Annotated in this window: 18 protein-coding genes and 1 pseudogene; 4 read left to right on the forward strand and 15 right to left on the reverse strand. The window is 73.6% G+C overall.

The window, feature by feature from the left end:
* The 9 genes and pseudogenes from AB4039_RS31905 to AB4039_RS31945 form a co-directional block, all read right to left on the reverse strand.
* Positions 1 to 451: pseudogene (locus AB4039_RS31905) on the reverse strand (pseudouridine synthase); the annotation flags it as partial.
* A complete protein-coding gene (scpB, locus tag AB4039_RS31910) occupies positions 451 to 1,071 on the reverse strand; it encodes an SMC-Scp complex subunit ScpB (RefSeq protein WP_266838292.1) in 621 nt (206 codons plus the stop codon). The pseudogene AB4039_RS31905 and the gene scpB, both read right to left, overlap by 1 nt.
* On the reverse strand, positions 1,068 to 2,120 hold the full coding sequence (locus AB4039_RS31915) for a segregation/condensation protein A (RefSeq protein WP_266838293.1): 1,053 nt from the start codon (positions 2,118 to 2,120) through the stop codon (positions 1,068 to 1,070). The genes scpB and AB4039_RS31915 overlap by 4 nt, the downstream gene beginning before the upstream one ends.
* Positions 2,121 to 2,641: 521 nt before the next feature.
* Positions 2,642 to 3,154, reverse strand: a complete 513-nt coding sequence (locus tag AB4039_RS31920; protein WP_266838294.1) for a hypothetical protein — start codon at positions 3,152 to 3,154, stop codon at positions 2,642 to 2,644.
* Positions 3,139 to 4,257 carry a ParA family protein gene (locus AB4039_RS31925; protein WP_266838295.1) on the reverse strand — a complete coding sequence of 373 codons (1,119 nt, stop codon included), beginning with the start codon at positions 4,255 to 4,257 and terminating at the stop codon, positions 3,139 to 3,141. The genes AB4039_RS31920 and AB4039_RS31925 overlap by 16 nt, the downstream gene beginning before the upstream one ends.
* Before the next feature lie 368 nt (positions 4,258 to 4,625).
* Positions 4,626 to 5,741, reverse strand: a complete 1,116-nt coding sequence (gene ald / locus AB4039_RS31930; protein ID WP_266838296.1) for an alanine dehydrogenase — start codon at positions 5,739 to 5,741, stop codon at positions 4,626 to 4,628.
* A 152-nt stretch (positions 5,742 to 5,893) separates the two neighbouring features.
* Positions 5,894 to 7,858: a tetratricopeptide repeat protein gene (locus tag AB4039_RS31935; RefSeq protein WP_442272409.1), complete on the reverse strand. Its 1,965-nt coding sequence runs from the start codon at positions 7,856 to 7,858 to the stop codon at positions 5,894 to 5,896.
* A 182-nt stretch (positions 7,859 to 8,040) separates the two neighbouring features.
* Entirely contained in the window at positions 8,041 to 8,679 is a 639-nt protein-coding gene (locus AB4039_RS31940; RefSeq protein WP_442272410.1) for an NUDIX domain-containing protein, read from the reverse strand.
* Positions 8,680 to 8,752: 73 nt separating this feature from the next.
* Complete coding sequence (locus tag AB4039_RS31945; RefSeq protein WP_266838299.1) at positions 8,753 to 10,399, reverse strand: CTP synthase; 1,647 nt, start codon at positions 10,397 to 10,399, stop codon at positions 8,753 to 8,755.
* Between the two features lie 486 nt (positions 10,400 to 10,885).
* Here AB4039_RS31945 and AB4039_RS31950 point away from each other — a divergent pair, with 486 nt between their 5' ends.
* From AB4039_RS31950 to AB4039_RS31960, 3 genes are all read left to right on the forward strand, one after another.
* Entirely contained in the window at positions 10,886 to 12,691 is a 1,806-nt protein-coding gene (locus AB4039_RS31950; RefSeq protein WP_266841534.1) for a glycoside hydrolase family 15 protein, read from the forward strand.
* A 69-nt stretch (positions 12,692 to 12,760) separates the two neighbouring features.
* Positions 12,761 to 14,143, forward strand: a complete 1,383-nt coding sequence (locus AB4039_RS31955) for an FAD-binding oxidoreductase (protein WP_266838300.1) — start codon at positions 12,761 to 12,763, stop codon at positions 14,141 to 14,143.
* Positions 14,144 to 14,164: 21 nt separating this feature from the next.
* Positions 14,165 to 15,787, forward strand: a complete 1,623-nt coding sequence (locus AB4039_RS31960; protein WP_266838301.1) for a PucR family transcriptional regulator — start codon at positions 14,165 to 14,167, stop codon at positions 15,785 to 15,787.
* Positions 15,788 to 15,828: 41 nt separating this feature from the next.
* On the opposite strand, the gene AB4039_RS31965 is transcribed toward AB4039_RS31960, so the two are convergent.
* The 5 genes from AB4039_RS31965 to AB4039_RS31985 all read right to left on the reverse strand — a co-directional run bounded on the left by AB4039_RS31965 (position 15,829) and on the right by AB4039_RS31985 (position 21,081).
* Positions 15,829 to 16,971 carry a glycosyltransferase family 4 protein gene (locus AB4039_RS31965; protein WP_266838302.1) on the reverse strand — a complete coding sequence of 381 codons (1,143 nt, stop codon included), beginning with the start codon at positions 16,969 to 16,971 and terminating at the stop codon, positions 15,829 to 15,831.
* Between the two features lie 237 nt (positions 16,972 to 17,208).
* Complete coding sequence (recN, locus tag AB4039_RS31970) at positions 17,209 to 18,936, reverse strand: DNA repair protein RecN (protein ID WP_442272414.1); 1,728 nt, start codon at positions 18,934 to 18,936, stop codon at positions 17,209 to 17,211.
* A 93-nt stretch (positions 18,937 to 19,029) separates the two neighbouring features.
* A complete protein-coding gene (locus AB4039_RS31975) occupies positions 19,030 to 19,929 on the reverse strand; it encodes an NAD kinase (protein WP_266838303.1) in 900 nt (299 codons plus the stop codon).
* A gap of 65 nt (positions 19,930 to 19,994) precedes the next feature.
* Entirely contained in the window at positions 19,995 to 20,810 is an 816-nt protein-coding gene (locus AB4039_RS31980; RefSeq protein ID WP_266838304.1) for a TlyA family RNA methyltransferase, read from the reverse strand.
* A gap of 7 nt (positions 20,811 to 20,817) precedes the next feature.
* Positions 20,818 to 21,081, reverse strand: a complete 264-nt coding sequence (locus AB4039_RS31985; protein ID WP_266838305.1) for a hypothetical protein — start codon at positions 21,079 to 21,081, stop codon at positions 20,818 to 20,820.
* Positions 21,082 to 21,146: 65 nt separating this feature from the next.
* Between AB4039_RS31985 and AB4039_RS31990 the strand changes: the two genes are divergently transcribed.
* Complete coding sequence (locus AB4039_RS31990; RefSeq protein ID WP_266838306.1) at positions 21,147 to 21,494, forward strand: alkyl sulfatase C-terminal domain-containing protein; 348 nt, start codon at positions 21,147 to 21,149, stop codon at positions 21,492 to 21,494.
* Positions 21,495 to 21,534: 40 nt separating this feature from the next.
* On the opposite strand, the gene AB4039_RS31995 is transcribed toward AB4039_RS31990, so the two are convergent.
* Complete coding sequence (locus AB4039_RS31995) at positions 21,535 to 22,338, reverse strand: ABC transporter ATP-binding protein (RefSeq protein ID WP_442272411.1); 804 nt, start codon at positions 22,336 to 22,338, stop codon at positions 21,535 to 21,537.
* Between the last annotated feature and the right edge of the window lie 21 nt (positions 22,339 to 22,359).

The following is a 22,359-nucleotide window of genomic DNA, read 5'->3' on the forward strand; positions in this document are numbered from 1 at the left end:
CGCCACCGGCGCGGGGGCCGCTGCGGCCGCTGCGCTCGCCCTCGGGGCCGACGTCGTAGCGGCGCTCCTCGGGGCGGGGGTTGCGGGGGCGCTGGGGCGCCTGGTCGCGGTCGCGGTCGCGGTCGTAGCCGCCACCCTGGGACCCGCCGGAGGAGGAGCCACCGCGGTAGCCGCCACCGCCGGAGGAGGAGCCACCGCGGTAGCCACCGCCGCCCGAGGAGGAGCCGCCGCGGGAGCCGCCACCACCGGAGGAGGAGCCACCGCGGTAGCCACCCCCACCCGAGGAGGAGCCGCCGCGGGAGTTGCCGCCGGAGGAGGAGCCGCCGGAGGAGGAGCCGCCGCGGTAGCCACCGCCGCCGGAGGAGGAGCCGCCGCGGGAGTTACCGCGTCCGCCACCACCGCCGCCGCTGTTCCTGTTGCCGCCGCCGTTGCCGTTACCGCTGCTTCGCATCAAAGTTCCGTCGTCTTGTCGTCTTCATCGGTATCCGGTGCGTCCGGATCGAACGACGGAACACCCTCTTGCGTCTCTGCTTCGATCGCGTCCGCCTCGGGGAGGAAGGGCGCGAGCTCCGGGAGCTCGTCCAGGCCGCGCAGGCCCATCCGCTCCAGAAAGTAGTTCGTCGTCCTGTACAGGATCGCACCTGTTTCGGGTTCCGTGCCCGCCTCGGCCACCAGACCCCGCTGCAGGAGGGTCCTCATGACCCCGTCACAGTTGACTCCGCGGACCGCCGAGACCCGCGAGCGGCTGACCGGCTGGCGGTACGCGACGACCGCCAGGGTCTCCAGGGCCGCCTGGGTGAGACGGGCCTGCTGGCCGTCCAGGACGAAGGCCTCGACGGCGGCGGCGTAGGCGGGCCGGGTGTAGAAGCGCCAGCCCCCGGCAACCTCCCGCAACTCGAATCCGCGCCGCTGCGCCGTGTACTCGTCGGCCAGTGCCGCGAGGGCCGAGGCGACCTCGCGCGGGGCGCGCTCCAGCACCTTGGCCAGGTGCGCCACCGTCGCGGGCTCGTCGACCACCATCAGGACGGCCTCCAGGGCCCCCCTCAGGTCCAGCTCCTGCGTCGTCGTCATTCCCGTACCTCCACGACCTGGTCGAACTCGTCGGTCACCGTCGGCATCCCGTCGCCGTCCCCGCCGCTCCACCGGACCGTGAGCGTGAGCAGGGCGTCCTCCTGGTCGAGGACCACGGCCTTCTCCCGGTAGAGCTCCAGGAGGGCCAGGAAGCGGGCGACGACCGTGAGGGTGTCCGGGGCGTCCTCGGTCAGCTCCTGGAAGGTGGCCTCGCCGCGCGCCTTGAGCAGGCGGACGACGAGGCCTGCCTGTTCGCGCACGCTGACGAGGGGGGCGTGGATGTGGTCGACGTAGACCTCGGGCTTCGCCTTCGGCTGCATGGCGCGCACCGCGAGGCGGGCGAAGCCCTCGGCGCCGATGGCGATGACCACGTCGGGCAGCAGCTCGGCGTGGTGCGGCTCCAGCCCCACGGTGCGGGGATAGCGCCTGCCCTCGTCCTCGGCGCGGGTCTCGAAGATCGCGGCGATCTGCTTGTACGCCCGGTACTGGAGCAGCCGGGCGAAGAGCAGGTCCCGCGCCTCCAGCAGGGCGAGGTCGGCCTCGTCCTCCACCTCGGCGGCGGGCAGCAGGCGGGCGGCCTTGAGGTCGAGCAGGGTGGCCGCGACCACGAGGAACTCGGTGGTCTGGTCGAGGTCGCCTTCGGGGCCCATGGCGCGGAGGTGCGCCATGAACTCGTCGGTGACCTTGGACAGTGCGACCTCGGTCACGTCCAGCTTGTGCCGGGAGATCAGCTGCAGCAGCAGGTCGAAGGGGCCCTCGAAGTTCGCGAGCCGCAGGGTGAACCGCCCGTCGCCGGCCGTGCGGGCGTCCGCGGCGGCGGCCGGTGGGCGCGGCGGGCCGTCCGCACCGTCCCGCTCGGGCTCCTCCGGGAGCGTGGCGGGCCCGCCAGCGGCCCCCGGGGCCCGTGCGGCCCCAGCCCCGCCCGAGGCCCGCCCGGGGGCCTCAGCGGGCTCCTCGGCGGTTTCCGCCGGCTCCGGCTCCTCGGCCGCTCCTGGGCCGCGCCCCAGGCTCCGGCGGGCGGGGCGGGCGGCGGGGTGGTTCGGGGGCATCGCGGTCCAGGGTGGTACGGAGGGCGGCCGGGCGGCCACGAGCAGCCTAGGCCCTGCCCGGGCGGATGTACGGGTACGCCGGGTCCGGCCGGACGACGGATCCACGGGCCACGCCCGGCACGGCCGGACGACGGATCCACGGGCCACGCCCGGCACGGCCGGACGCACGGGGCACGGGCCACGCCAGGCACGGCCGGACGCACGGGGCACGGGCCACGCCAGGCACGGCCGGACGCACGGGCCACGCCCGGTCCGGGCGGATGTACGGGCGCAGCCGTGCCCGGAGGTTCCCGCAGGGCCCCCTTCCCGCGCGAGCCGGCGGCGGCGCTACGGGTGCCCGCCGGGGCGCGGGGTCGGTCGCCGATCGCCCCGGAGGGGGTCCGGCCCCCTGGGCCGGCCGACGGGAGGGAACACCGTCGGGGCGGAGCGTCCGAGGGCCGCGGTCAGCCCGGCCACCCGCGATCCGGGGCCGGGGACGCCGGGCGGTGGCACCGGTACCCCGGACCGGGCGGCGCGCGGGGTCAGCGGCCGCGCAGGCGGCGGACCAGGATGCTCGCGTCGCCGCGGGACTCCAGGTCCGCGAGGACCACCGCCACCGCCTCGCGCACGATGCGCCCGCGGTCGACGGCGAGCCCGTGCTCCCCGCGCAGCACCAGCCGGGCGTGTTCCAGGTCCATGAGCTCCTCGGCGGAGACGTAGACCGTGATCTTCTCGTCGTGCCGTTCGCGCCCGCTGGGCCGCCGGTTCGCGCCCCGGCCCTGTCCCTTGCCGGGCCGGGGCGAGGACGCCCCGGCGGCGGTGGCAGAACCTTCCTGCGGCCTGCGCTGCGCGCCCACCGCCGGATCGCCGGCCTCCCGGCCGCCGCGTCCGTCGCCCGTCGCCCTCGTCGTGCCGTCCGCCGGTGCCGCGTGCTCCGTCCCTCCGGCCGCGGACGCCTCCTCGGCGCCCCGCCGCGGCGAGGACGACTGGAGGGCCATCCCCCCGGTCGTACGGAACAGTTCGTCCGCTCCGGGCAGACTCACTCGGCGGGACACCGGGCGAGCACCTCCCTGGCCAGCTGGCGGTAGGCGGCGGCGCCGACGGAGTTGGAGGCGTACGTGGTGATCGGCTCACCGGCGACCGTGGTCTCCGGGAAGCGCACCGTGCGGCCGATGACCGTGTGGTAGACGTGGTCGTCGAAGGCCTCGACGACGCGCGCGAGCACCTCGCGGCTGTGCACCGTACGGGAGTCGTACATCGTGGCGAGGATGCCGTCGAGCTCCAGCTCCGGGTTGAGCCGCTCCTGCACCTTCTCGATCGTCTCGGTCAGCAGCGCGACACCGCGGAGGGCGAAGAACTCGCATTCCAGCGGCACGATGACCTTGTGAGCCGCCGTCAGGGCGTTCACGGTCAGCAGGCCGAGCGAGGGCTGACAGTCGATCACGATGTAGTCGTAGTCGGCCATCAGGGGCTTGAGCGCCCGCTGGAGCGTCGACTCGCGCGCGACCTCGCTGACCAACTGCACTTCGGCGGCGGACAGGTCGATGTTGCTCGGCAGCAGGTCCATGTTGGGGACCGCGGTCTTGAGCAGCACCTCGTCGGCCGACATGCCCCGCTCCATGAGCAGGTTGTAGACCGTCAGGTCGAGTTCCATCGGGTTCACGCCGAGACCCACGGACAGCGCGCCCTGCGGGTCGAAGTCGACGAGCAGCACGCGGCGCCCGTACTCGGCGAGCGCGGCACCCAGGTTGATGGTCGACGTGGTCTTTCCCACGCCGCCCTTCTGGTTGCACATCGCGATGATCTTCGCGGGACCGTGGTCGGTCAGCGGACCCGGGATCGGGAAGTACGGCAGCGGGCGTCCGGTCGGGCCGATCCGCTCACGGCGCTGGCGGGCAGCGTCGGGGGCGAGGGTGGCCGCGTACTCGGGGTCCGGTTCGTACTCCGCGTCGGGGTCGTAGAAGTGCCCTTCGGGCACGTTGTCGTAGTCGGCGAAACCAGTGGGCTTTGCGCCGCTCAGGTCGCCGGCCCTGGAGTTCACGTCTAGGCCGTCCATGCTCTTTTGGGGCGTCGTCATGTGCTGGTGGTTTGCGAAGGTGCGGACTGCGACGGAGCCGACAGCTTCGAGCCCGGCAGGACCCTGGCCCCGCTCGGGCACGGTTGCTCGACCACCCCCAGGAGCAAATGTCGACTCATTCACAAGTCGTCTTACCTCCTCGGACGTGACCAGGACACTTATCGATAGGTCAGCGTTGCACCATGCCGACGGTTGGCGACTCTATGGCGTGTCACCGCCCAGCGGCAACACAATCCGCCGGACCCGGCACGATGTGTCGGCAACCGAACACCACTCTGTCAAGGGCGTGCGAGCTGTCGCCGCGAAGTTTCGCGGGTGTGCGAAAGGGTTAAAGGGTTACGTTCGAGGCGAGTTGAGCCGGGTCGTCGGCGGCCCCGCAAACGCCTCCGGCCGGACCTTGCGCGCAAGGTCCGGCCGGATACGTGAGATTGACGTCAGTCGTTGACGACTCAGCCGAGCAGCGTGCTCAGCTCAAGGGTCTGCAGGCCGTGGGCCTCGGCGACCGGACCGTAAACGACCTGGCCGTCATGGGTGTTGAGGCCCAGCGCGAGCGCCGGGTCACGACGCAGCGCCTCGACCCAGCCGAGGTTCGCGAGCTGCACGATGTAGGGCAGGGTCGCGTTCGTCAGCGCGTAGGTGGAGGTGTTCGGCACCGCGCCCGGCATGTTGGCGACGCAGTAGAAGACCGAGTTGTGGACCTGGAAGGTCGGCTCGGCGTGGGTGGTCGCGCGGGAGTCCTCGAAGCAGCCGCCCTGGTCGATCGCAATGTCGACAAGGACACTTCCGGGCTTCATCTTGGCGACGAGCTCGTTGGTGACCAGCTTCGGGGCCTTCGCACCCGGGATCAGCACCGCGCCGATGACGAGGTCGGCCTCGACGACGGCCTTCTCCAGCTCGTAGGCGTTGGAGACGATCGTCTTGATCTTCGTACCGAAGATCTTGTCGGCCTCGCGGAGCTTGTTGATGTCGCGGTCCAGCAGGGTCACGTGGAAGCCCATGCCGATGGCGATCTGCGCGGCGTTCCAGCCGGAGACGCCGCCGCCGATGACCACGCACTCGCCGGCGTGGGTGCCGGGGACGCCGCCGGGGAGGACGCCGCGGCCGCCGGCCGAGCGCATCAGGTGGTAGGCGCCGACCTGCGGGGCCAGACGGCCCGCGACCTCGGACATCGGGGCGAGCAGCGGGAGGGCGCGGTTGGCCGTCTCGACCGTCTCGTACGCGATGGCGGTGGTGCCGGACGCCAGCAGGGCGTCCGTGCACTCGCGGGAGGCCGCGAGGTGCAGGTAGGTGAAGAGCGTCTGATCCTTGCGGAGGCGGTGGTACTCCTCCGCGATGGGCTCCTTGACCTTCAGCAGCAGGTCCGCGGTCGCCCAGACCTCGTCGGCGGTCCCGAGGATCTCGGCACCGGCCGAGACGTACTCGGCGTCCGTGATCGAGGAGCCCACACCGGCGTTCTGCTCGATGAAGACCTGGTGGCCGTTGCGGACCAGCTCATGCACGCCGGCGGGCGTGATGGCGACCCGGAACTCGTTGTTCTTGACCTCGCGGGGGATGCCGACCTTCATCGTCGATCACGGTCCTTGGCTCAGGGGATATTACGGGGCACTTCCATACATACCCGCCCACAAGAACGCGCAACGGGATGCACCACGGGAAGCCGCGGTGAACCCAGTCTAATGAAGGATGAGTCGCTGTCTAGCCTTGCAAACCAATAATCTTAGTCGGAAGCACTACGGATTTCGCAGGCTGCGGGGTCATCTCCCAGCAATCTGTCGGCCGCCGACCGGTGCAGCCTGGCGGCCGCCGGGTCGCCCAGCCGGTCCAGCGTGTCGGCCAGCCGGACCTGGAGCGCGGCCTGAAGCCGCAGGTCCCCGGCCCGGCGCGCGAGCTCGATCGCGTCGCGGCAGGTGTGCAGCGATTCCGACGGCCGTCCGGCGTACTCCTGGACCCGCGCCATCTCGCTCAACGCCTTTGCCTGGCCCGGGACATCGGCGAGCCTGCGGTACCCCGCGGCGGCCGCCCGCCAACTGCGCAGCGCCTCCCCGTAGCGGCCGGCGTAGGTGTGCACGTTGCCGAGCCGCCCGTACAGCCTGGCCTCGTCCGCGCGCTCCCCGCGCGCGAGGGCGTGGGACAGGGCCCGGCCGAACCAGTCGGAGGCCCGCGGCCAGTCCGCCAGCTCCTGGTACGCACCGCCTACGGATTCCATGGCGCGGCCCGTCGCGTACGGGTCCGCCGCGGCCTTTCCCGCGTCCAGCGCGGCCCGGTACCGCTCCAGGGCCTCCTCGGTCCGCCCGGTCTGCGCGTCCAGATCGGCCAGGTTCAGCAGCGCGGCGGCCCGCTCCCGGTGCAGGCCGCGCCGCTCGGCCACGTCCAGGACCAGCCGGTGCAGGCCGTAGAGCTCGGGGGCGGCGGCCCCCGTACCGCGGTGCTCGGCCAGCGCCCGCACCAGCGCGGCGACCAGCCTGCGGGCCAGCGTGTCCAGCCCGCCGTCGGCCACCGCCAGGTGGGCGGCGGCGGTCAGCGCGGGCAGCCGGGTGTCCAGCCAGGTGGCGGCGGAGCGCCGGTCGGGGAAGCGCAGGGCGCGCGGCAGCCCGTCGAGGCGCTCGCGCAGCAGGTCCTGGTCCTCTTCGGCCGCGGCCCGGCAGGAGGTCAGCAGCCGTACCGTCCGCTCCAGCATCCTGGCCCGGGCCAGCTGCACCTCGGCAGGACGCTCCTTGGCCTCCAGCAGGGCCTGGATGAGGGGGGCGAGGCAGCCCGGCAGCAGGAACAGGCCGTCGTGTGCGTGCCGTACGAGGCCCAGCCCGACGAAATCCTCCAGGGTGGACTGCGCCGCGGCCACCGAGCAGCCGGCGAGGGCCGAGGCGGTGTGCGAGTCGAGGATCCCGGCCGGCGCGAGCGGCAGCAGCCGCAGGGTGCGCTGGGCGGGCTGCGGAAGGGACTCGTAGACCAGCCGGAAGGAGCGGGCCAGCGGGCCGGCGGCGCCGGCGGGCATGTCGTGGAGCTGCTTGGCCACGTCGGCGACGGCGGCCTTCGGGTGCGCGGCGAGCCAGCCCCCGGCCAGGGCCAGGGCGGCGGGCTGCCCTCCGCACTCCTCGGCGAGGCCCTCGGCGGCACGCGGGTCGACGGTGACCCGGGTGTCCCCGATGAGCCGGGACAGCAGCTCGACGGCGGAGGGGGTCTCCAGGCCGCCCAGGGTGCAGGGGCGGACGTCCGGGATCCCCGTGAGCGGCCCTTCGGCGGTGACCACCACCAGGCACTCGGGGGTGTCCGGGAGCAGGGCGTCGACCTGGTGCGGGTCGGCGGCGTCGTCGACGAGGAGGATCACCCGCCGCCCGGCGAGCGCCTCCCGCAGGACCGCGCTCAGATCGTCCTCGCCGGCCCCGGGCGGGGTGGCGTGTCCGAGCCCCTCCAGCAGGGTCCGCACCGCCCGCTCGGTGGCGACGGTCTCCCCGCCCGGGGTGGTGAGCCGCACGCGGAGCAGACCGTCGGGGTACTGGGGGGCGACCTCCCGCACGAACGCCTCGGCCAGGGCCGTCCGCCCGGACCCGGGCCGCCCGGCGACGAGCAGCACCCGCGCGCGGGGCGCCTTGGCCTTGCGGCCCGAGAGGGTGTCGAGCCCGGTCCGTGCKATGTCCTCGCGCAGCTCCTTGAGCTCACGCCGCCGCCCGACGAAATCCGCCACGGATCCGCTCCTCTCCCTGCCTTCGGGTTGCGAGCGTAGTTCACGCAGAGCGACGACCCGTGGGGAGCGCGGCTGAGGGATCGCCCGATCGGATCAGCGGATGGGCTTATTTTCCGACCTGCCCCTTCGTGGCGCCCGGATCCCGGCGCGGGCCGGCCGGCGCGGGCGCGGGGCGGGGGTGGCTACGCCGTATAGGGGCGGGCCGGCCACGGGGACAGGGCCGGGCGCAGGGAGTCCAGTCCGCCCTCGCCGGCCAGGGCGGCGGAGGCCGCGAGGACGCCCGTCACCAGTCCCGGGTTGCCGAGCTCGCCCGCCAGGATCCCCCGGACCAGGTCCGCGAGCGGCACCCAGGCGACCTCCATGTCGGCCTCCTCCGAGGAGGTCTCCTCGTACCGCTCCCCCTCCGCTTCCGCGACCCCCCGCGCCACGAAGATCCGGACCGCCTCGTCGGAGCCGCCGGGCGAGGCGAAGAAGTCGGCCAGCACCCGCCAGTCCTCCGCCGTGACGTGCGCCTCCTCGTACAGCTCCCGCTGCGCCGCGTGCAGCGGGTTCTCACCGGGGACGTCCAGCAGGCCCGCGGGCAGTTCCCACAGGCGGTGCCGCACCGGGTGGCGGTACTGGCGGATGACCAGCGCCCGCCCCTCCTCGTCCAGCGCCAGCACGCACACCGAGCCGGGGTGCACCTGGTAGTCGCGGCGCACCACCGAGCCGTCCGGCATCCGCACCTGGTCCGAGGCGACCGCCGTCTTCGCCCCCTCGAACGGCCGCCGGGTCGCCAGCGTCTCCCAGGTCTCGGACGTGTCCTTGATGACGTTGCCCATGCCGAATGCCCTCCACAACGCACGACAGCCGGGGTACGGATCTCCGTACCCCGGCTGCCTACGTTACCGAGCGTCAGGCCTTCTTCTGGCGCTCCACGGCGGCCTTGACCAGGCCCGCGAAGAGCGGGTGCGGCCGGGTCGGGCGGGAGCGGAGCTCCGGGTGGGCCTGGGTGGCCACCAGGTAGGGGTGGACCTCGCGCGGGTACTCGACGTACTCGACGAGCTTGTTGTCCGGGGAGGTGCCGGAGAAGACCAGGCCGGCCTTCTTCTCCAGCTCGCCGCGGTAGGCGTTGTTGACCTCGTAGCGGTGGCGGTGGCGCTCGTCGACGTACGCGTCGCCGTAGACCTCGCGGACGATGGAACCCTCGGCCAGCTTGGCCGTGTACATGCCCAGACGCATGGTGCCGCCCAGGTCGCCCGCGCCCTCGACGAAGGCCAGCTGCTCCTCCATGGTCGAGATGACCGGGTGCGGGGTGGAGGCGTCGAACTCGGTGGAGTTCGCGTCCTCGATGCCCGCCAGGTTGCGCGCGGCCTCGATGACCACGCACTGCAGGCCCAGGCACAGACCGAGCAGCGGGATCTTGTTCTCGCGGGCGTAGGTGATCGCGCCGACCTTGCCGTTGACACCGCGGTCGCCGAAGCCGCCGGGGACGCAGATCGCGTCCACGTCGCCGAGGACCTCCGCCGCGCCGGCCGGGGTCTTGCAGTCGTCGGAGGTGACCCACTTGATCTGGACGCGAGCCCGGTTGGCGAAGCCGCCGGCGCGCAGCGCCTCGGTCACCGACAGGTAGGCGTCGGGCAGGTCGATGTACTTGCCGACGAGCGCGACCTTGACCTCGTGGTCGGGGTTGTGGACCCGGTCCAGCAGGTCCTCCCACACCGTCCAGTTGACGTCGCGGAACGGCAGGTCGAGCTTGCGCACGACGTACGCGTCCAGCCCCTCGGTGTGCAGCACCTTGGGGATGTCGTAGATCGACTTGGCGTCGATCGCGGCGACCACGGCCGCCTCGTCGACGTCGCACATCAGCGAGATCTTGCGCTTGATCGAGGTCGGGACCTCGCGGTCGGCGCGCAGCACGATGGCGTCGGGCTGGATGCCGATGTTGCGCAGGGCCGCGACCGAGTGCTGGGTGGGCTTGGTCTTCAGCTCGCCGGACGGGCCGATGTAGGGCAGCAGCGAGATGTGCACGACGAAGACGTTGTCGCGGCCGACCTCGTGGCGGACCTGGCGGACGGTCTCCAGGAACGGCAGCGACTCGATGTCGCCGACGGTTCCGCCGACCTCGGTGATGACCACGTCGACGTCCGCGGTCGCCATGCGGCGGATGCGGTGCTTGATCTCGTTGGTGATGTGCGGGATGACCTGCACGGTGTCACCGAGGTACTCGCCGCGCCGCTCCTTGGCGATGACCTGCGAGTAGACCTGGCCGGTGGTGACGTTGGCCGAGCCGTCGAGGTCGACGTCGAGGAAGCGCTCGTAGTGGCCGATGTCCAGGTCGGTCTCGGCGCCGTCGTTGGTGACGAACACCTCGCCGTGCTGGAACGGGTTCATCGTGCCGGGGTCGACGTTCAGGTACGGGTCGAGCTTCTGCATCGTGACCCGCAGGCCGCGCGCCTTCAGCAGCGCACCCAGGCTGGAGGCCGTCAGCCCCTTGCCGAGGGACGAAGCGACACCCCCGGTGACGAAGATGTGCTTGGTCGTCATGGATTTGGGCGGCATCGCCAAGAGGGGGCTCCCGTGGTCGCGAGGTGAGGTGCGTCCGGCGCCGTTCCGCGGAGATCCCGGGAGGGTCTCTGGGGGCGCCGAAGCTGCGGTTTCGGGGCTCCTGATTCGCACAGGCAGACCACCGGTCCACGGGGTACCAGCCTATCAGCGCCTCGGCGGGTCTGCCTCCGGGCGCGCGGCGCGAGTGCCTCCCACGGCGCCCCCATTACCGCCTCAGGACCGCCCTGACCTGCGCATTACTCCAGCTCACCCGTTCAGCCGAGTCACATTGTCCCAAGACTTCAGGAGATCACTAGGGTGCCGTCATACCCTGCTCGGATACCGCTGCACATCGCCGCCGAGCAGCCCGGCAAACGGCGTAACCGCGCCACATCCGGCAATCTAGGGCTCGACGCGGGGATCCCTGCGCACAGGAGACCGCGCAACAGCGCATTGCAAGCGCCCTACGGGGCGGACGTGGCCGTTCGACTGGAGAGCAACGTGTCCGGGCGCATCGAGGATTACGCACTGATCGGGGACATGCAGACCGCGGCGCTGGTTTGCCGGGACGGGGCGGTGGACTGGCTGTGCCTGCCACGCTTCGACTCCCATGCCGTCTTCGCGAGCATTCTGGGCACCGAGGAACACGGGTTCTGGCGCATCGGCCCGGCCTTCGCGCCGGGCACGGAGCCCCCGCGGGCCACCCGCCGCCGCTACCGGGGCGATTCGCTGGTGCTGGAGTCGGAGTGGGACACCCCCCGGGGAACCGTCCGCGTCATCGACTTCATGCCGCCCCGCGAGGACCACGCACCGCAGCTGATCCGCATCGTGGAGGGGGTCAGCGGACGCGTCCCGATGCGTTCGGCCCTGCGGATGCGCTTCAGCTACGGCCGGGTCGTGCCCTGGGTGCACAAGGTCGACGGGCGCACCGTGGCCGTCGCCGGACCCGACTCCGTGTGGCTGGACTCCGGTACGGAGACGTACGGCAAGAACCTGACGACGTACTCCGACTTCACCGTCGGCCCCGGCGACCGGGTGGCCTTCGCCATCAGCTGGCAGCCCTCCCACAAGGGGGCCCCGGAGACGCCCGACGCCGAGGCGGCCCTGGAGGCCACCAGCGACTTCTGGCGGGAGTGGGTCTACCACTGCACGTACCACGGCCCCTACCGGGAGGCCGTGATCCGCTCCCTGATCACCCTCAAGGCGCTGACGTACGCCCCCACGGGCGGGATCGTCGCCGCGCCGACCACCTCCCTCCCGGAGGAGATCGGTGGCAGCCGCAACTGGGACTACCGCTACACCTGGCTGCGCGACGCGGCGATCACCCTGTCCTCGCTGCTGCGCACCGGCTACCGCGAGGAGGCCTCGGCCTGGCGGGACTGGCTGCTGCGCGCGGTGGCCGGCGACCCGGAGAACCTGCAGATCATGTACGGGATCGCGGGCGAGCGGGAGCTGGGCGAGACCGAGCTGGACTGGCTGCCCGGGTACGAGAACTCGGCCCCTGTACGCGTCGGCAACGGCGCCGCGCACCAGCTGCAGCTGGACGTGTACGGCGAGGTCACCGAGGCCCTGCACCTGGGTCACATGACCGGCCTGGCCCGCAACGACTACGCCTCGGTCCTCCAGCTGAAGCTGATCCGCTACCTGGAGGTCCACTGGAACGAGCCGGACGAGGGCATCTGGGAGGTGCGCGGCCCGCGCCGCCACTTCGTGCACTCCAAGGTGATGGCGTGGGTGGCGGTGGACCGCACGATCAAGCTGATCGAGAGCGGGGACGCGGACGGACCTCTGGAGCGCTGGCGCGAGCTGCGCGACGAGATCCACGCGGACGTCTGCGAGAAGGGCTACGACCCGGAACGCAACACCTTCACCCAGTCCTACGGCTCGCGGGAGCTGGACGCCTCGCTGCTGCTGATCCCGCAGATGGGCTTCCTGCCCCCGGACGACAAGCGGGTCATCGGCACGATCGAGGCGATCCAGCGCGAGCTCTCGACCCCGGACGGCTTCATCCTGCGCTACCCGACGGCCGGTGAGGAGGCCGGCGTCGACGGCCTGGAGGGGGACGAGGGCGCCTTCCTCGCCTGCTCGTTCTGGATGGCGGACGACCTCGCGATGATCGGCCGGGTCGACGAGGCCCGCCGCCTGTTCGAGAAGCTGCTGGCCCTGCGCAACGACCTGGGACTGCTCGCCGAGGAGTGGGACCCCAAGCTCCAGCGGCAGGTCGGGAACTTCCCGCAGGCCTTCAGCCACGTCCCGCTGATCGACACGGCCCTGCGGCTGACGGCGAGCGGGGCCTACGGGGGCTGACGCGCGGTCCCGTACGTGCCCGCCTAGTCTGGAGGGATCCAACGCCCCTCTCGGGAAGGGGGGGTGGCCATGGCACCCCTCTCGAAGGCGGGCACGGCTCTTGCCGCGCTCCGCGAGGATCTGGCCGGCACGGTCTTCACCCCGGACGACGGCGGGTACGACGAGGTCCGCAGGGTGTTCAACGGCATGGTCGACCGGCGTCCGGCCGTCATCGCCCAGTGCGAGGACGAGGCGGACGTGGTCACGGCGGTCCGCTTCGCCCGTGAGCTCGACCTGCCGGTCGCGGTCCGCGGCGGCGGTCACAGCGTGGCCGGCATGGCCCTGGGCGACGGGGCGCTGGTCGTGGACCTGCGCCGGATGCACGAGGTGACGGTGCATCCGGCGGCGAAGGCCGTCCGGGTCGGCGGGGGCGCCACCATGAGCCATCTGGACCGGGCCTGCCAGCCGTACGACCTCGCCACCACCGGCGGCCGGGCCTCCACCACCGGCGTCGGCGGGTTCGTGCTCGGCGGGGGCTCGGGCTGGCTGGACCGGGCGTTCGGGCTGGCCGTGGACAACCTCGTCGGGGCGGACGTGGTCACCGCCGACGGCACGTGCGTGACGGCGACCGCCGCCGACCACCCGGAGCTGTTCTGGGCGCTGCACGGCGGCGGCGGCAACTTCGGGGTCGTCACCTCGCTGACCCTGCGGCTGCACGAGCTGCCCGCGATGTCGATCGCGATGCTGCTGTACGCGCCCGAGCGGGGAGCCGAGGTCACGGGCGCGTACCGGGAGCTCATCGCGTCCGGGCCGCGCGAGGCGAGCGGCGCCGTGATCTTCCTGACCGCCCCTCCCGAACCGTTCGTCCCGCCCCACCTGGTCGGCACCCTGCTGTGCGCGGTCCTGCTGACCTACGCCGGCCCGGAGGAGGCCATGCGCCGGCTCGCCGCGCCCCTGCTGGCGGTCCCGCACGAGGCCGAGGTCGTCACGGCCATCCCGTACGCCGACCTCCAGTGCATGCTCGACGACCCTCCGGGCCTGCGGAACCACTGGTCCGCCGAGTACCTGACGGGCCTGCCCGACGAGGCGGTGGACGCCTTCTGCTCCCTGGCGGGTTCCATGCCGGTCCCCACCGGCACCCAGCACATCCTGTTCCCGCTGGGCGGGGCCATCGCGGAGGCGCCGGACGGGTTCCCCGTCCCGTACCGGGACTCGCCGTGGGCGGTGCACCCGTTCGCCATCTGGGAGGACCCGGCCGACGACGAGCGGTGCCGGCAGTGGGTGAAGGACGTACGGGCCGGCGTACGGCCCTGGAGCAGCGGGGCGGTGTACCTCAACTTCACCGGCGACGAGGGCGAGGAGCGGGTGGCCGCCGGGCTCGGCGCGGACAACCTGCACCGGCTCCGCGCGGTGAAGCGGCACTACGACCCCGACAACGTCTTCCGCTTCAACCACAACATCAGGCCCGCGTGACCCTTTGGTAGCGTCCGCGATATGGACAACCAGGGCGGGATCACGGTTCAGCGGGCACTGGAGCTGCCGGGGCTGCGCGGCGGTCTCCCCGAGGTGGTGGCCTGCGCCGACCGGCTGGGCCGGACCGTCCGCTGGGTGCACGCCGGCGAGGTCCCCAACATCGCCTCGCTGCTCAAGGGCGGGGAGCTGCTGCTGACCACCGGACTGGGGCTGGGCACCCGGCCCGCCGAACAGCGCGCCTTCGTACGCCGTCTCGCGGACCGGGGCATCGCCGCGCTGGTGGTGGAACTCGGCCCGCGGTTCACGCGGCTGCCGGCCACCATCGTGGAGACCGCGAAGGCCGCGGGACTGCCGCTGGTGCAACTGCACCGCGAGGTCCCCTTCGTGGCCGTCACCGAAGAGGTCCACACCGAGATCGTCAACGGGCACTACGCGCTGCTCCAGCGGGCCGAGGAGGTCCACCGGCGCTGCACCGAGGCCCTGCTGGGGGGCGGCGGGATCCCGCAGGTGCTGCGTGTCCTGGCCGACTTCACCGCGAACCCCGTCTTCCTGGAGACCGCGGACGGCCAGCTGCTGTACGCCGCCGGGCCGGGGACCGGGGACGCCGCCGCCGACCCCCTCCAGGTGTGGGAGGGCCTGCGCGGTCAGCGCGCGGCCGAACCCTCGGCGACCGCGGTCGTGGTCGACGTGCCCGGCGGCGGCCACGGCGCGGGGTCGGTGCGGGCCCGGGTCGTCCTGGCCGGGGTGTCGGCGCCGCTGCTGCCGGTCCACCGGATGGCGGCGGAACGCACGGCCGGGGTCCTGGCGGTCGTCCTCATGCAGGCCCGCCAGGAGGAGGAACTGGCCGCGCGCGGCCGGGGGGACTTCCTGACGGACCTGGCGGAGGGCCGCATCTCGGCGGAGGACGCCCCGGCGCAGGCCCGGGTCCTGGGCTTCCGGCCGGGGGCGGGCCCGCTGCTGCCGATCGTCATGAGGCTCTCCACCGACCTGGGCGCCTCGGGGAACTGGGCCGTGCTGGCCCGTGCGGTCCTGGAGGAGCTGTCGTCGGTCGGGGTCCCGGTGCTGCTGGGCGTCCGCCCGGTGGAGGGGCGGGTCCCGCTGCTGGTCTCGCTGCGCGCCGAGTCGGAACGCGCGGCGGTCGCCGACCGGGTCGCGGCCGCGCTGCGGGCCGGGGTGGAACGGGCCGGGCTCGACCGGGCCGGGGCCCCGCCGGCGGTGGTCGTCGGCGTCTCGGGCAGCTGGGCGGCGGCCTCGGCCGGGCTGCGGCACGCCGCCGAGACGGCCACGGCCGCGCACGGGCTGCCGGCCCGCCCCTGGTACGACGCCCGGCGCCTCGACATCGACCTGCTGCTGTGGCGGCTGCGCGAGCACCCCGACCTGGCGGCGTTCGTCGACCGTGCGATCGGGGCGCTGCGGGTCCACGACGCGAACTCGCGCCCGCCCCTCCTCCCCACCCTGGAGACGTACCTGGCCCACGCGGGCCGCAAGGCGGAGACGGCCCGGGAGCTCCACCTGAACCGCCAGACCCTGTACAACCGCCTGGCCCGCATCTCGGAGCTGCTGGGCACCGACCTCGACGACCCGGAGACGGTCCTCTCCCTCAGCCTCGCCCTCCGCGCCCGCCGCCACGCCACACCTTCCTGACGCGCCCCCGCCGGCCCGCGCGCCCGGCCCGGCGGGGCGGCCTAACCCCGCAGCCGTTCCATCAGCTCGTCGTACACCGACAGCACCTGCGCCACCGTGTCGTCCTCCGAGGGCCAGGTCGCGGCCTGGGCCCGGCCCGCGGCGGCGAGTTCCGCCCGCTTCCCGGGGTCGTCCAGCAGCCCGGCCACCGCGCCGGCCAGCGCCCCCGGGTCCCCGTACGGCACCAGTACCGCCGCGTCGCCCACCAGCTCCGGTACCCCGCCGACCTCCGTGGCCACCAGCGCCACCCCGGCCCGCAACGCCTCCTGGGCCAGCAGCGAGCGGCCCTCCCAGCGGCTCGGCAGCACCGCCACGTCGGCCGCGGCCAGCAGCCGGTCCGCGTCCCGGCGACGGCCCAGCAGCCGTACGGGGAGGCCCTCCGCCTCGATCCGCCGGGCGAGTTCGGCCCGTAGCGGCCCCTCCCCCGCGATCACCAGCAGCGGGAGCGGGTCCAGCACCCGCCAGGCGCGGGCCGCGTCGAGCAGCAGGGAGTAGCCGCGGCGCGCCACGAGACTGCCCACGGCGATCACCAAGGGCCGCTCGACGGCGCCCAGTTCGGCCCGGGTCTTGCCGGCTTCGGCGGCCGGTTCCCCGGACGGGGCGAGGGAGACGGCCGACGCGACGGGTACGGCCGGGGCGGCCAGCCGGGCGTCCTTGGCCCCGCGCCGCCGCGCCAGGTCGACCTGGTCGGTGGAGGCGCCCAGCACCACGGCGGCGGCCCGTGCCACGCGCCGCTCCAGCAGCCGGCTCAGCCGCCCGAGCGCGCCCGCGGGCTCCGGGGCGCCCCCGTGCCAGGTCACCACGAGCGGTACCCGCCGCCCGCCGCCGCTCAGCGCCAGCGCGGCCCGCATCCCGGCCCGCAGGCCGTGCGCGTGCACCACGTCGGCCCCGGCGCAGGCGGCCCGCAGGGCGCTCACCGCGTCCGGGGTGAACTGCGCGCCCGCGCCGGTGAAGTCGTACTCGCCTTCGGCCGCGACGGGGGCGCACACGGTGACCCGCACGCCCCGGGCGGCGAGCCCGGTCGCGAGGGACCGCACGTGCGCGCAGCTGCCCGCACCGGCGCCGCCGAGGACCTGGACGGTACGCAGCGGGGACCGCCCGTACGGCTGTGCGGGGACCGGAAGGGAGACCGGGGAGCTGCTCACGGGCCGAAGCTCCAGGGTGAGGAGTCAGAGACGTCGCCCAGGATGCCAGTCCGCACGCGCGTTCCGGGACCATACGGGTGCGGATCCCGTGCGAGATACCGTCGTACGCCCCCCAGCCTCACCCACACGGGCTAGTTTCGCGTCACCCCGATGCCCTTTCGGACGCCGACGGGGGCCCGGAACACCATGCGTTCCGGGCCCCCGTGGGCATCCGTCCCCGTGCGGGCGCGCGTTCGCTCACGCGTCCGCGCGCGCCGCCTCCAGGAGTTCCTCCGCATGGGCACGGGCCGTCTGCGAGTCCTCCTGGCCGGCGAGCATCCGCGACAGCTCGCGGATGCGGTCCTCGCCCTCCAGGACGGTCACGCCGGAGCGGGTCACCGATCCGTCGACGGTCTTCTCCACGAGCAGCTGCCGGTCCGCGAAGGCCGCCACCTGCGGGAGGTGGGTGACGACGACGACCTGGGCGGACTTGGCCAGCTTCGCCAGCCGTCGCCCGACCTCGACGGCCGCCTTGCCGCCGACGCCCGCGTCGACCTCGTCGAAGAGGTAGGTGGGCACCGGGTCGGAGCCGGCGAAGACGACCTCCACCGCCAGCATGACCCGCGACAGCTCACCGCCCGAGGCGCCCTTGGCGATCGGCCGCGGCTGGGCGCCGGGGTGCGGCGCCAGCAGCAGTTCGACCTCGTCCGCGCCCGAGGGCCCGTACGCGACCGGGCGCCCGCCGACCTCGACGCCCTCGGCGTCCTCCGTCTGGCGGATGTCGAACGTCACCCGCGCGTGCGGCATGGCGAGGGAGGCGAGCTCGGCGGTCACGTCCGCGGCGAACCGCGCGGCGGCCTCCGTCCGGGCGTCCGTCAAGGCCTGGGCCAGGGCGGACAGTTCGCCGCGCAGCCCGTCGCGTTCGGCGGTGAGCTCGCCGATCCGCTCGTCGTCACCGTCCAGTTCCAGCAGCCGCTTCGATCCCCGCTCGGCCCACTCCAGTACGGCTCCCAGCCCGCCGTCGGCGTCCCCGTACTTGCGCACCAGCTGGGTCAGCGCCGCCCGCCGCTCCTCCACGGCGGCGAGCCGCAGCGGGTCGGCGTCGAGGTCGTCGGCGTACCCGGCGAGTTCCCCCGCCACGTCGGCCAACAGGATCCCGAGCTCCCCGATCCGGTCGGCGAGCCCGCCGAGCACCGGGTCGTGGGAGCGTACGGATTCCAGGGCGCGGTGGGCACCGGCGACGAGCGTGTTGGCGTCGACGCCCTCCGGGTCCTCCACGTCCCCGGCGAGCGCCCCGTGCGCCGCCTGCGCGGCGGAGGCCAGCGATTCGGCGTGCCCGAGCCGCTCCGCCTCCGCGGCCAGCTCGGCGTCCTCGCCGGGCAGGGGTTCCAGGGCGGCGATCTCGTCGAGGCCGAACCGCAGCAGGTCCGCCTCCTGGGCCCGTTCCCGGGCCCGGGTGGTGATCTCTTCCAGCTCGACGGCGACGGCCCGCAGCCGCCGGTAGGCGCCCGCGTACTTCTCCAGGGGGACGGTGACCGCGTCCCCGGCGTACCGGTCGAGGGCCTGCCGCTGCCGGGCGGGCCTCAGCAGCCCCTGCTGGTCGGTCTGTCCGTGGACGGCGACCAGGTCGTCGGCGAGCTCGCCGAGCAGGCCCACGGGGACGGAGCGGCCTCCGACGTGGGCGCGCGAACGCCCCTCGGCGGACACCGTCCGGCTGATCAGCAGGGCACCCTCGTCGAGTTCGGCGCCGGCCTCCTGCGCGCGCAGCGCGGCGGGCGCGTCGGGGCGCAGCACGACGCGCCCCTCCACGACCGCCGCCTTGGCCCCGATCCGCACCAGGGCGGGGTCGGCACGACCTCCGAGCAGCAGCCCGAGGCTGGTGACGACCATCGTCTTGCCCGCGCCGGTCTCGCCGGTCACCGCGGTGAAACCGGGCGACAGCTCGACCACCGCGTCGTCGATGACCCCGAGCGACCGTATCCGCATCTCCTCAAGCACGGGACGACGATACCGAGGTTTCCCGGGTGCCATGTGACGTCACCCGCCCGGAGTGCTCCGAACGCATGTGCTATTACGTGATCAGGTGGTCTCGTGCGGTGCGCCCCGCCAGCCCGACACCGGCAACGCGAACTTCGCGACCAGCCGGTCCGTGAACGACGCGTGGTGCAGGCGGGCGAGCCGCACCGGCACCGTGCCCCGGCGCACCTCCACCCGCGCCCCCGCCGGCAGCTCCAGCGTCCGGCGCCCATCGCACCACAGGGCCCCGTGCGGGGTGCCGTTCTGCACCTCCACCGCCAGCACCGAGGTGGGCGAGGTCACCAGCGGCTTCGCGAACAGGGCGTGCGCGCTGATCGGCACCATCAGCAGCGCCTCCACCTCCGGCCAGACCACCGGCCCGCCCGCCGAGAAGGCGTACGCCGTCGAGCCCGTCGGCGTCGCGCAGACGATCCCGTCGCAGCCGAAGCCGGTCACCGGGCGCCCGTCGATCTCCAGGACCACCTCCAGCATCCGCTCCGCGGAGACCTTCTGGACGGCGGCCTCGTTCAGCGCCCAGTCCCGGTGGACCACGTCACCGTTGGTCCGCACGAGGACGTCGAGGGTCATGCGCTCCTCGACCTCGTACGACTTCGACACCACCCGGTCCACGACCTTGTCCAGGTCGTCGCGCTCGGCCTCGGCGAGGAAGCCCACCCGGCCCAGGTTGACGCCCAGCATCGGCACCCCCGAACCGCGCGCGAACTCCGCCCCGCGCAGCAGGGTCCCGTCCCCGCCCAGCACGATCAGCAGCTCGCACCCGTCGAACACCTTCGGCGTGCACTCGGCGACGAGCTCCACCTCGGGCGGCAGCGGCAGGTCCCGCGCCTCCTGCTCCAGCACCCTGACCCGCAGGCCCGAGCGCAGCAGACCGAGCACGACCAGCTCCGCGCTGCGGATGGCCGCCGGCCGCCCGGTGTGCGCGAGCAGGAAGACGGTCCGCACCTCCCCCTCCCGGTCCCCCGGGCCCCCCGAACCTGCTGAACGTGCTGAACCTGCTGACGCGTCTGTCACTGCGGCCCCTCCGCCACTGCACGGTCGACATCCTCCGGGTCGAGCGCGGGTGCCCCCGCCCGGAGCCACAGAAAGTACTCGACGTTCCCCGACGGCCCCGGCAGCGGGCTCGCCGTCACCCCGAGCACGCCCAGCCCCAGCTTCCAGGCCTGCGCCGCGACCTCCCGCACGGCCTCCGCCCGCAACTCGGGGCTGCGCACCACGCCGCCGCTGCCCAGGCGCTCCTTGCCGACCTCGAACTGCGGCTTGACCATCAGCACCAGGTCCGCGCCGGGCGCCGTGCAGCGCACCAGCGCCGGCAGCACCAGCCCGATGGAGATGAAGGACAGGTCGCCGACGACCAGGTCGACGGGGATCCCGTCGATCAGCTCGACCGTCAGCTCGCGGACGTTCGTGCGGTCCTTGACGGTGACCCGCTCATCGCTCTGCAGCGACCAGGCGAGCTGCCCGTAGCCGACGTCCACGGCGACGACGTGGGCCACGCCCGCGCGCAGCAGCACGTCGGTGAAGCCCCCGGTCGACGCCCCCGCGTCCAGCGCCCGCCGGCCCTCGACCTCCAGCCCCCGCGGACGGAACGCGGCGAGGGCGCCGGCCAGCTTGTGGCCTCCCCGGGAGACGTAGTCGGGGTCGTCGTCGTCCTTGAGGACGACGAGGGCCGCGCTTGTCTCGACCTGCGTGGCCGGTTTGGTCGCGGTGGTGCCTCCCACGGTGACCCGTCCGGCCGCGATCAGCTGGGCCGCGTGCTCTCGCGAGCGGGCCATGCTGCGGCGTACCAGTTCGGCGTCCAGGCGGCGGCGTGCCACTCCTGCCACGTTCGGTTCAGCTCCTGTTTTCGTAAGGTCCGGGGAGGGGCGGTGCGTCCAGCGCGGTCAGCGCCTCGCGCAGTCCCCCGTGGACATCCTCGTACACCGCGGCGTGCTCGTCCGCAGGCAGGTGGTCGGCGTCGGCCAGCCGCTCCAGGTGCGCGTCGACCCCGGCGTGGCCGGTGGGGGTGCGTACGAGGCCCAGCGGAGCGGGGCCCGCGGGCTCTGCCCCGGGCTCCTCGGGGACGTCCGGAAGGCCCCCGGACACGTCGTCGGTCATGCCCCGACGCTACCCCGAAGCGCGGGTCCGGCCACGCAGGGCTCTGCGGTACCGTCGTGATCACCATGGCTACGATCCAGGAGTGCCGCGACGCACTCGACCGACTCTCCGACAACCTGGCGCGGGCCGATGACGGCGTGCGCGGCGCGGCCGCCTTCGACCGGTCCCTGAGCTGTCACGTCACCGACCTCGACCAGACCTTCTCCGGACGCCTCGACAACGGCCGGATCCGGGTGGACGCGGTCGCCCCGGGGCCGCCGCGCACCAAGGCGGAGATCCGGCTCGCGATGTCGGGTGACGACCTGCTCGCGCTGGTCGCCGGCGAACTGAAGTTCGCCAAGGCCTGGGCCTCGGGCCGGGTCCGCCTGGAGGCCGGCTTCCGGGACCTGCTGCGGCTCAAGAGCATGCTCTGAGGCGCCGGGCCCGCCGGACCGGACCGGCCCGGCGGTGGACTCAGACGGCCGCCCTGGCGCGGGCCTGACGGGCGGCGGGGACCACCAGCGGCGTCCCGGTCTCCGGGTCGTCGATGATCTGGCAGCGCACCCCGAAGACCTCCTCCACCAGCTCGGCGGTGACCACCTCCGCGGGCGGGCCCTCGGCGACGACGACGCCGCCGCGCAGGGCGATCAGGTGGGTGGCGTAGCGGGCCGCGTGGTTGAGGTCGTGCAGCACCGCCACCAGGGTCCGGCCCTGGTTCTCGTGGAGCTCCGCGCACAGGTCGAGCACGTCGAGCTGGTGCTGGATGTCCAGGTAGGTCGTCGGCTCGTCCAGGAGCAGCAGCGGGGTCTGCTGGGCCAGTGCCATCGCGATCCACACCCGCTGGCGCTGCCCGCCCGACAGCTCGTCCACGGCCCGGTCGGCCAGTTCGGCGACCCCGGTCGAGGCCATCGACTCGGCGACGATCCGCTCGTCCTGCTCCGACCACTGGCGCAGCAGCCCCTGGTGCGGGTACCGGCCGCGCGAGACCAGGTCGGCGACGGTGATCCCGTCGGGCGCGATCGAGGACTGCGGGAGCAGCCCCAGCGTCCTGGCCACCTTCTTCGCCGGCATCGACGAGATGGCCTGACCGTCCAGCAGCACCCGCCCGGCGGACGGCTTCAGCATCCGCGACAGGGCCCGCAGCAGCGTGGACTTGCCGCAGGCGTTGGGGCCGACGATCACGGTGAAGGAGTGGTCGGGGATCTCCACCGACAGGTTCTCGGCGATGATCCGCTGGTCGTAGCCGAGGGTGACGTTCTCCGCGGTCAGCCGCTGCACTTGGGTACTCCTCGTGTGGCC

The sequence above is a fragment of the Streptomyces sp. M-16 genome, assembly GCF_052114405.1.
Classification (GTDB): Bacteria; Actinomycetota; Actinomycetes; order Streptomycetales; family Streptomycetaceae; genus Streptomyces.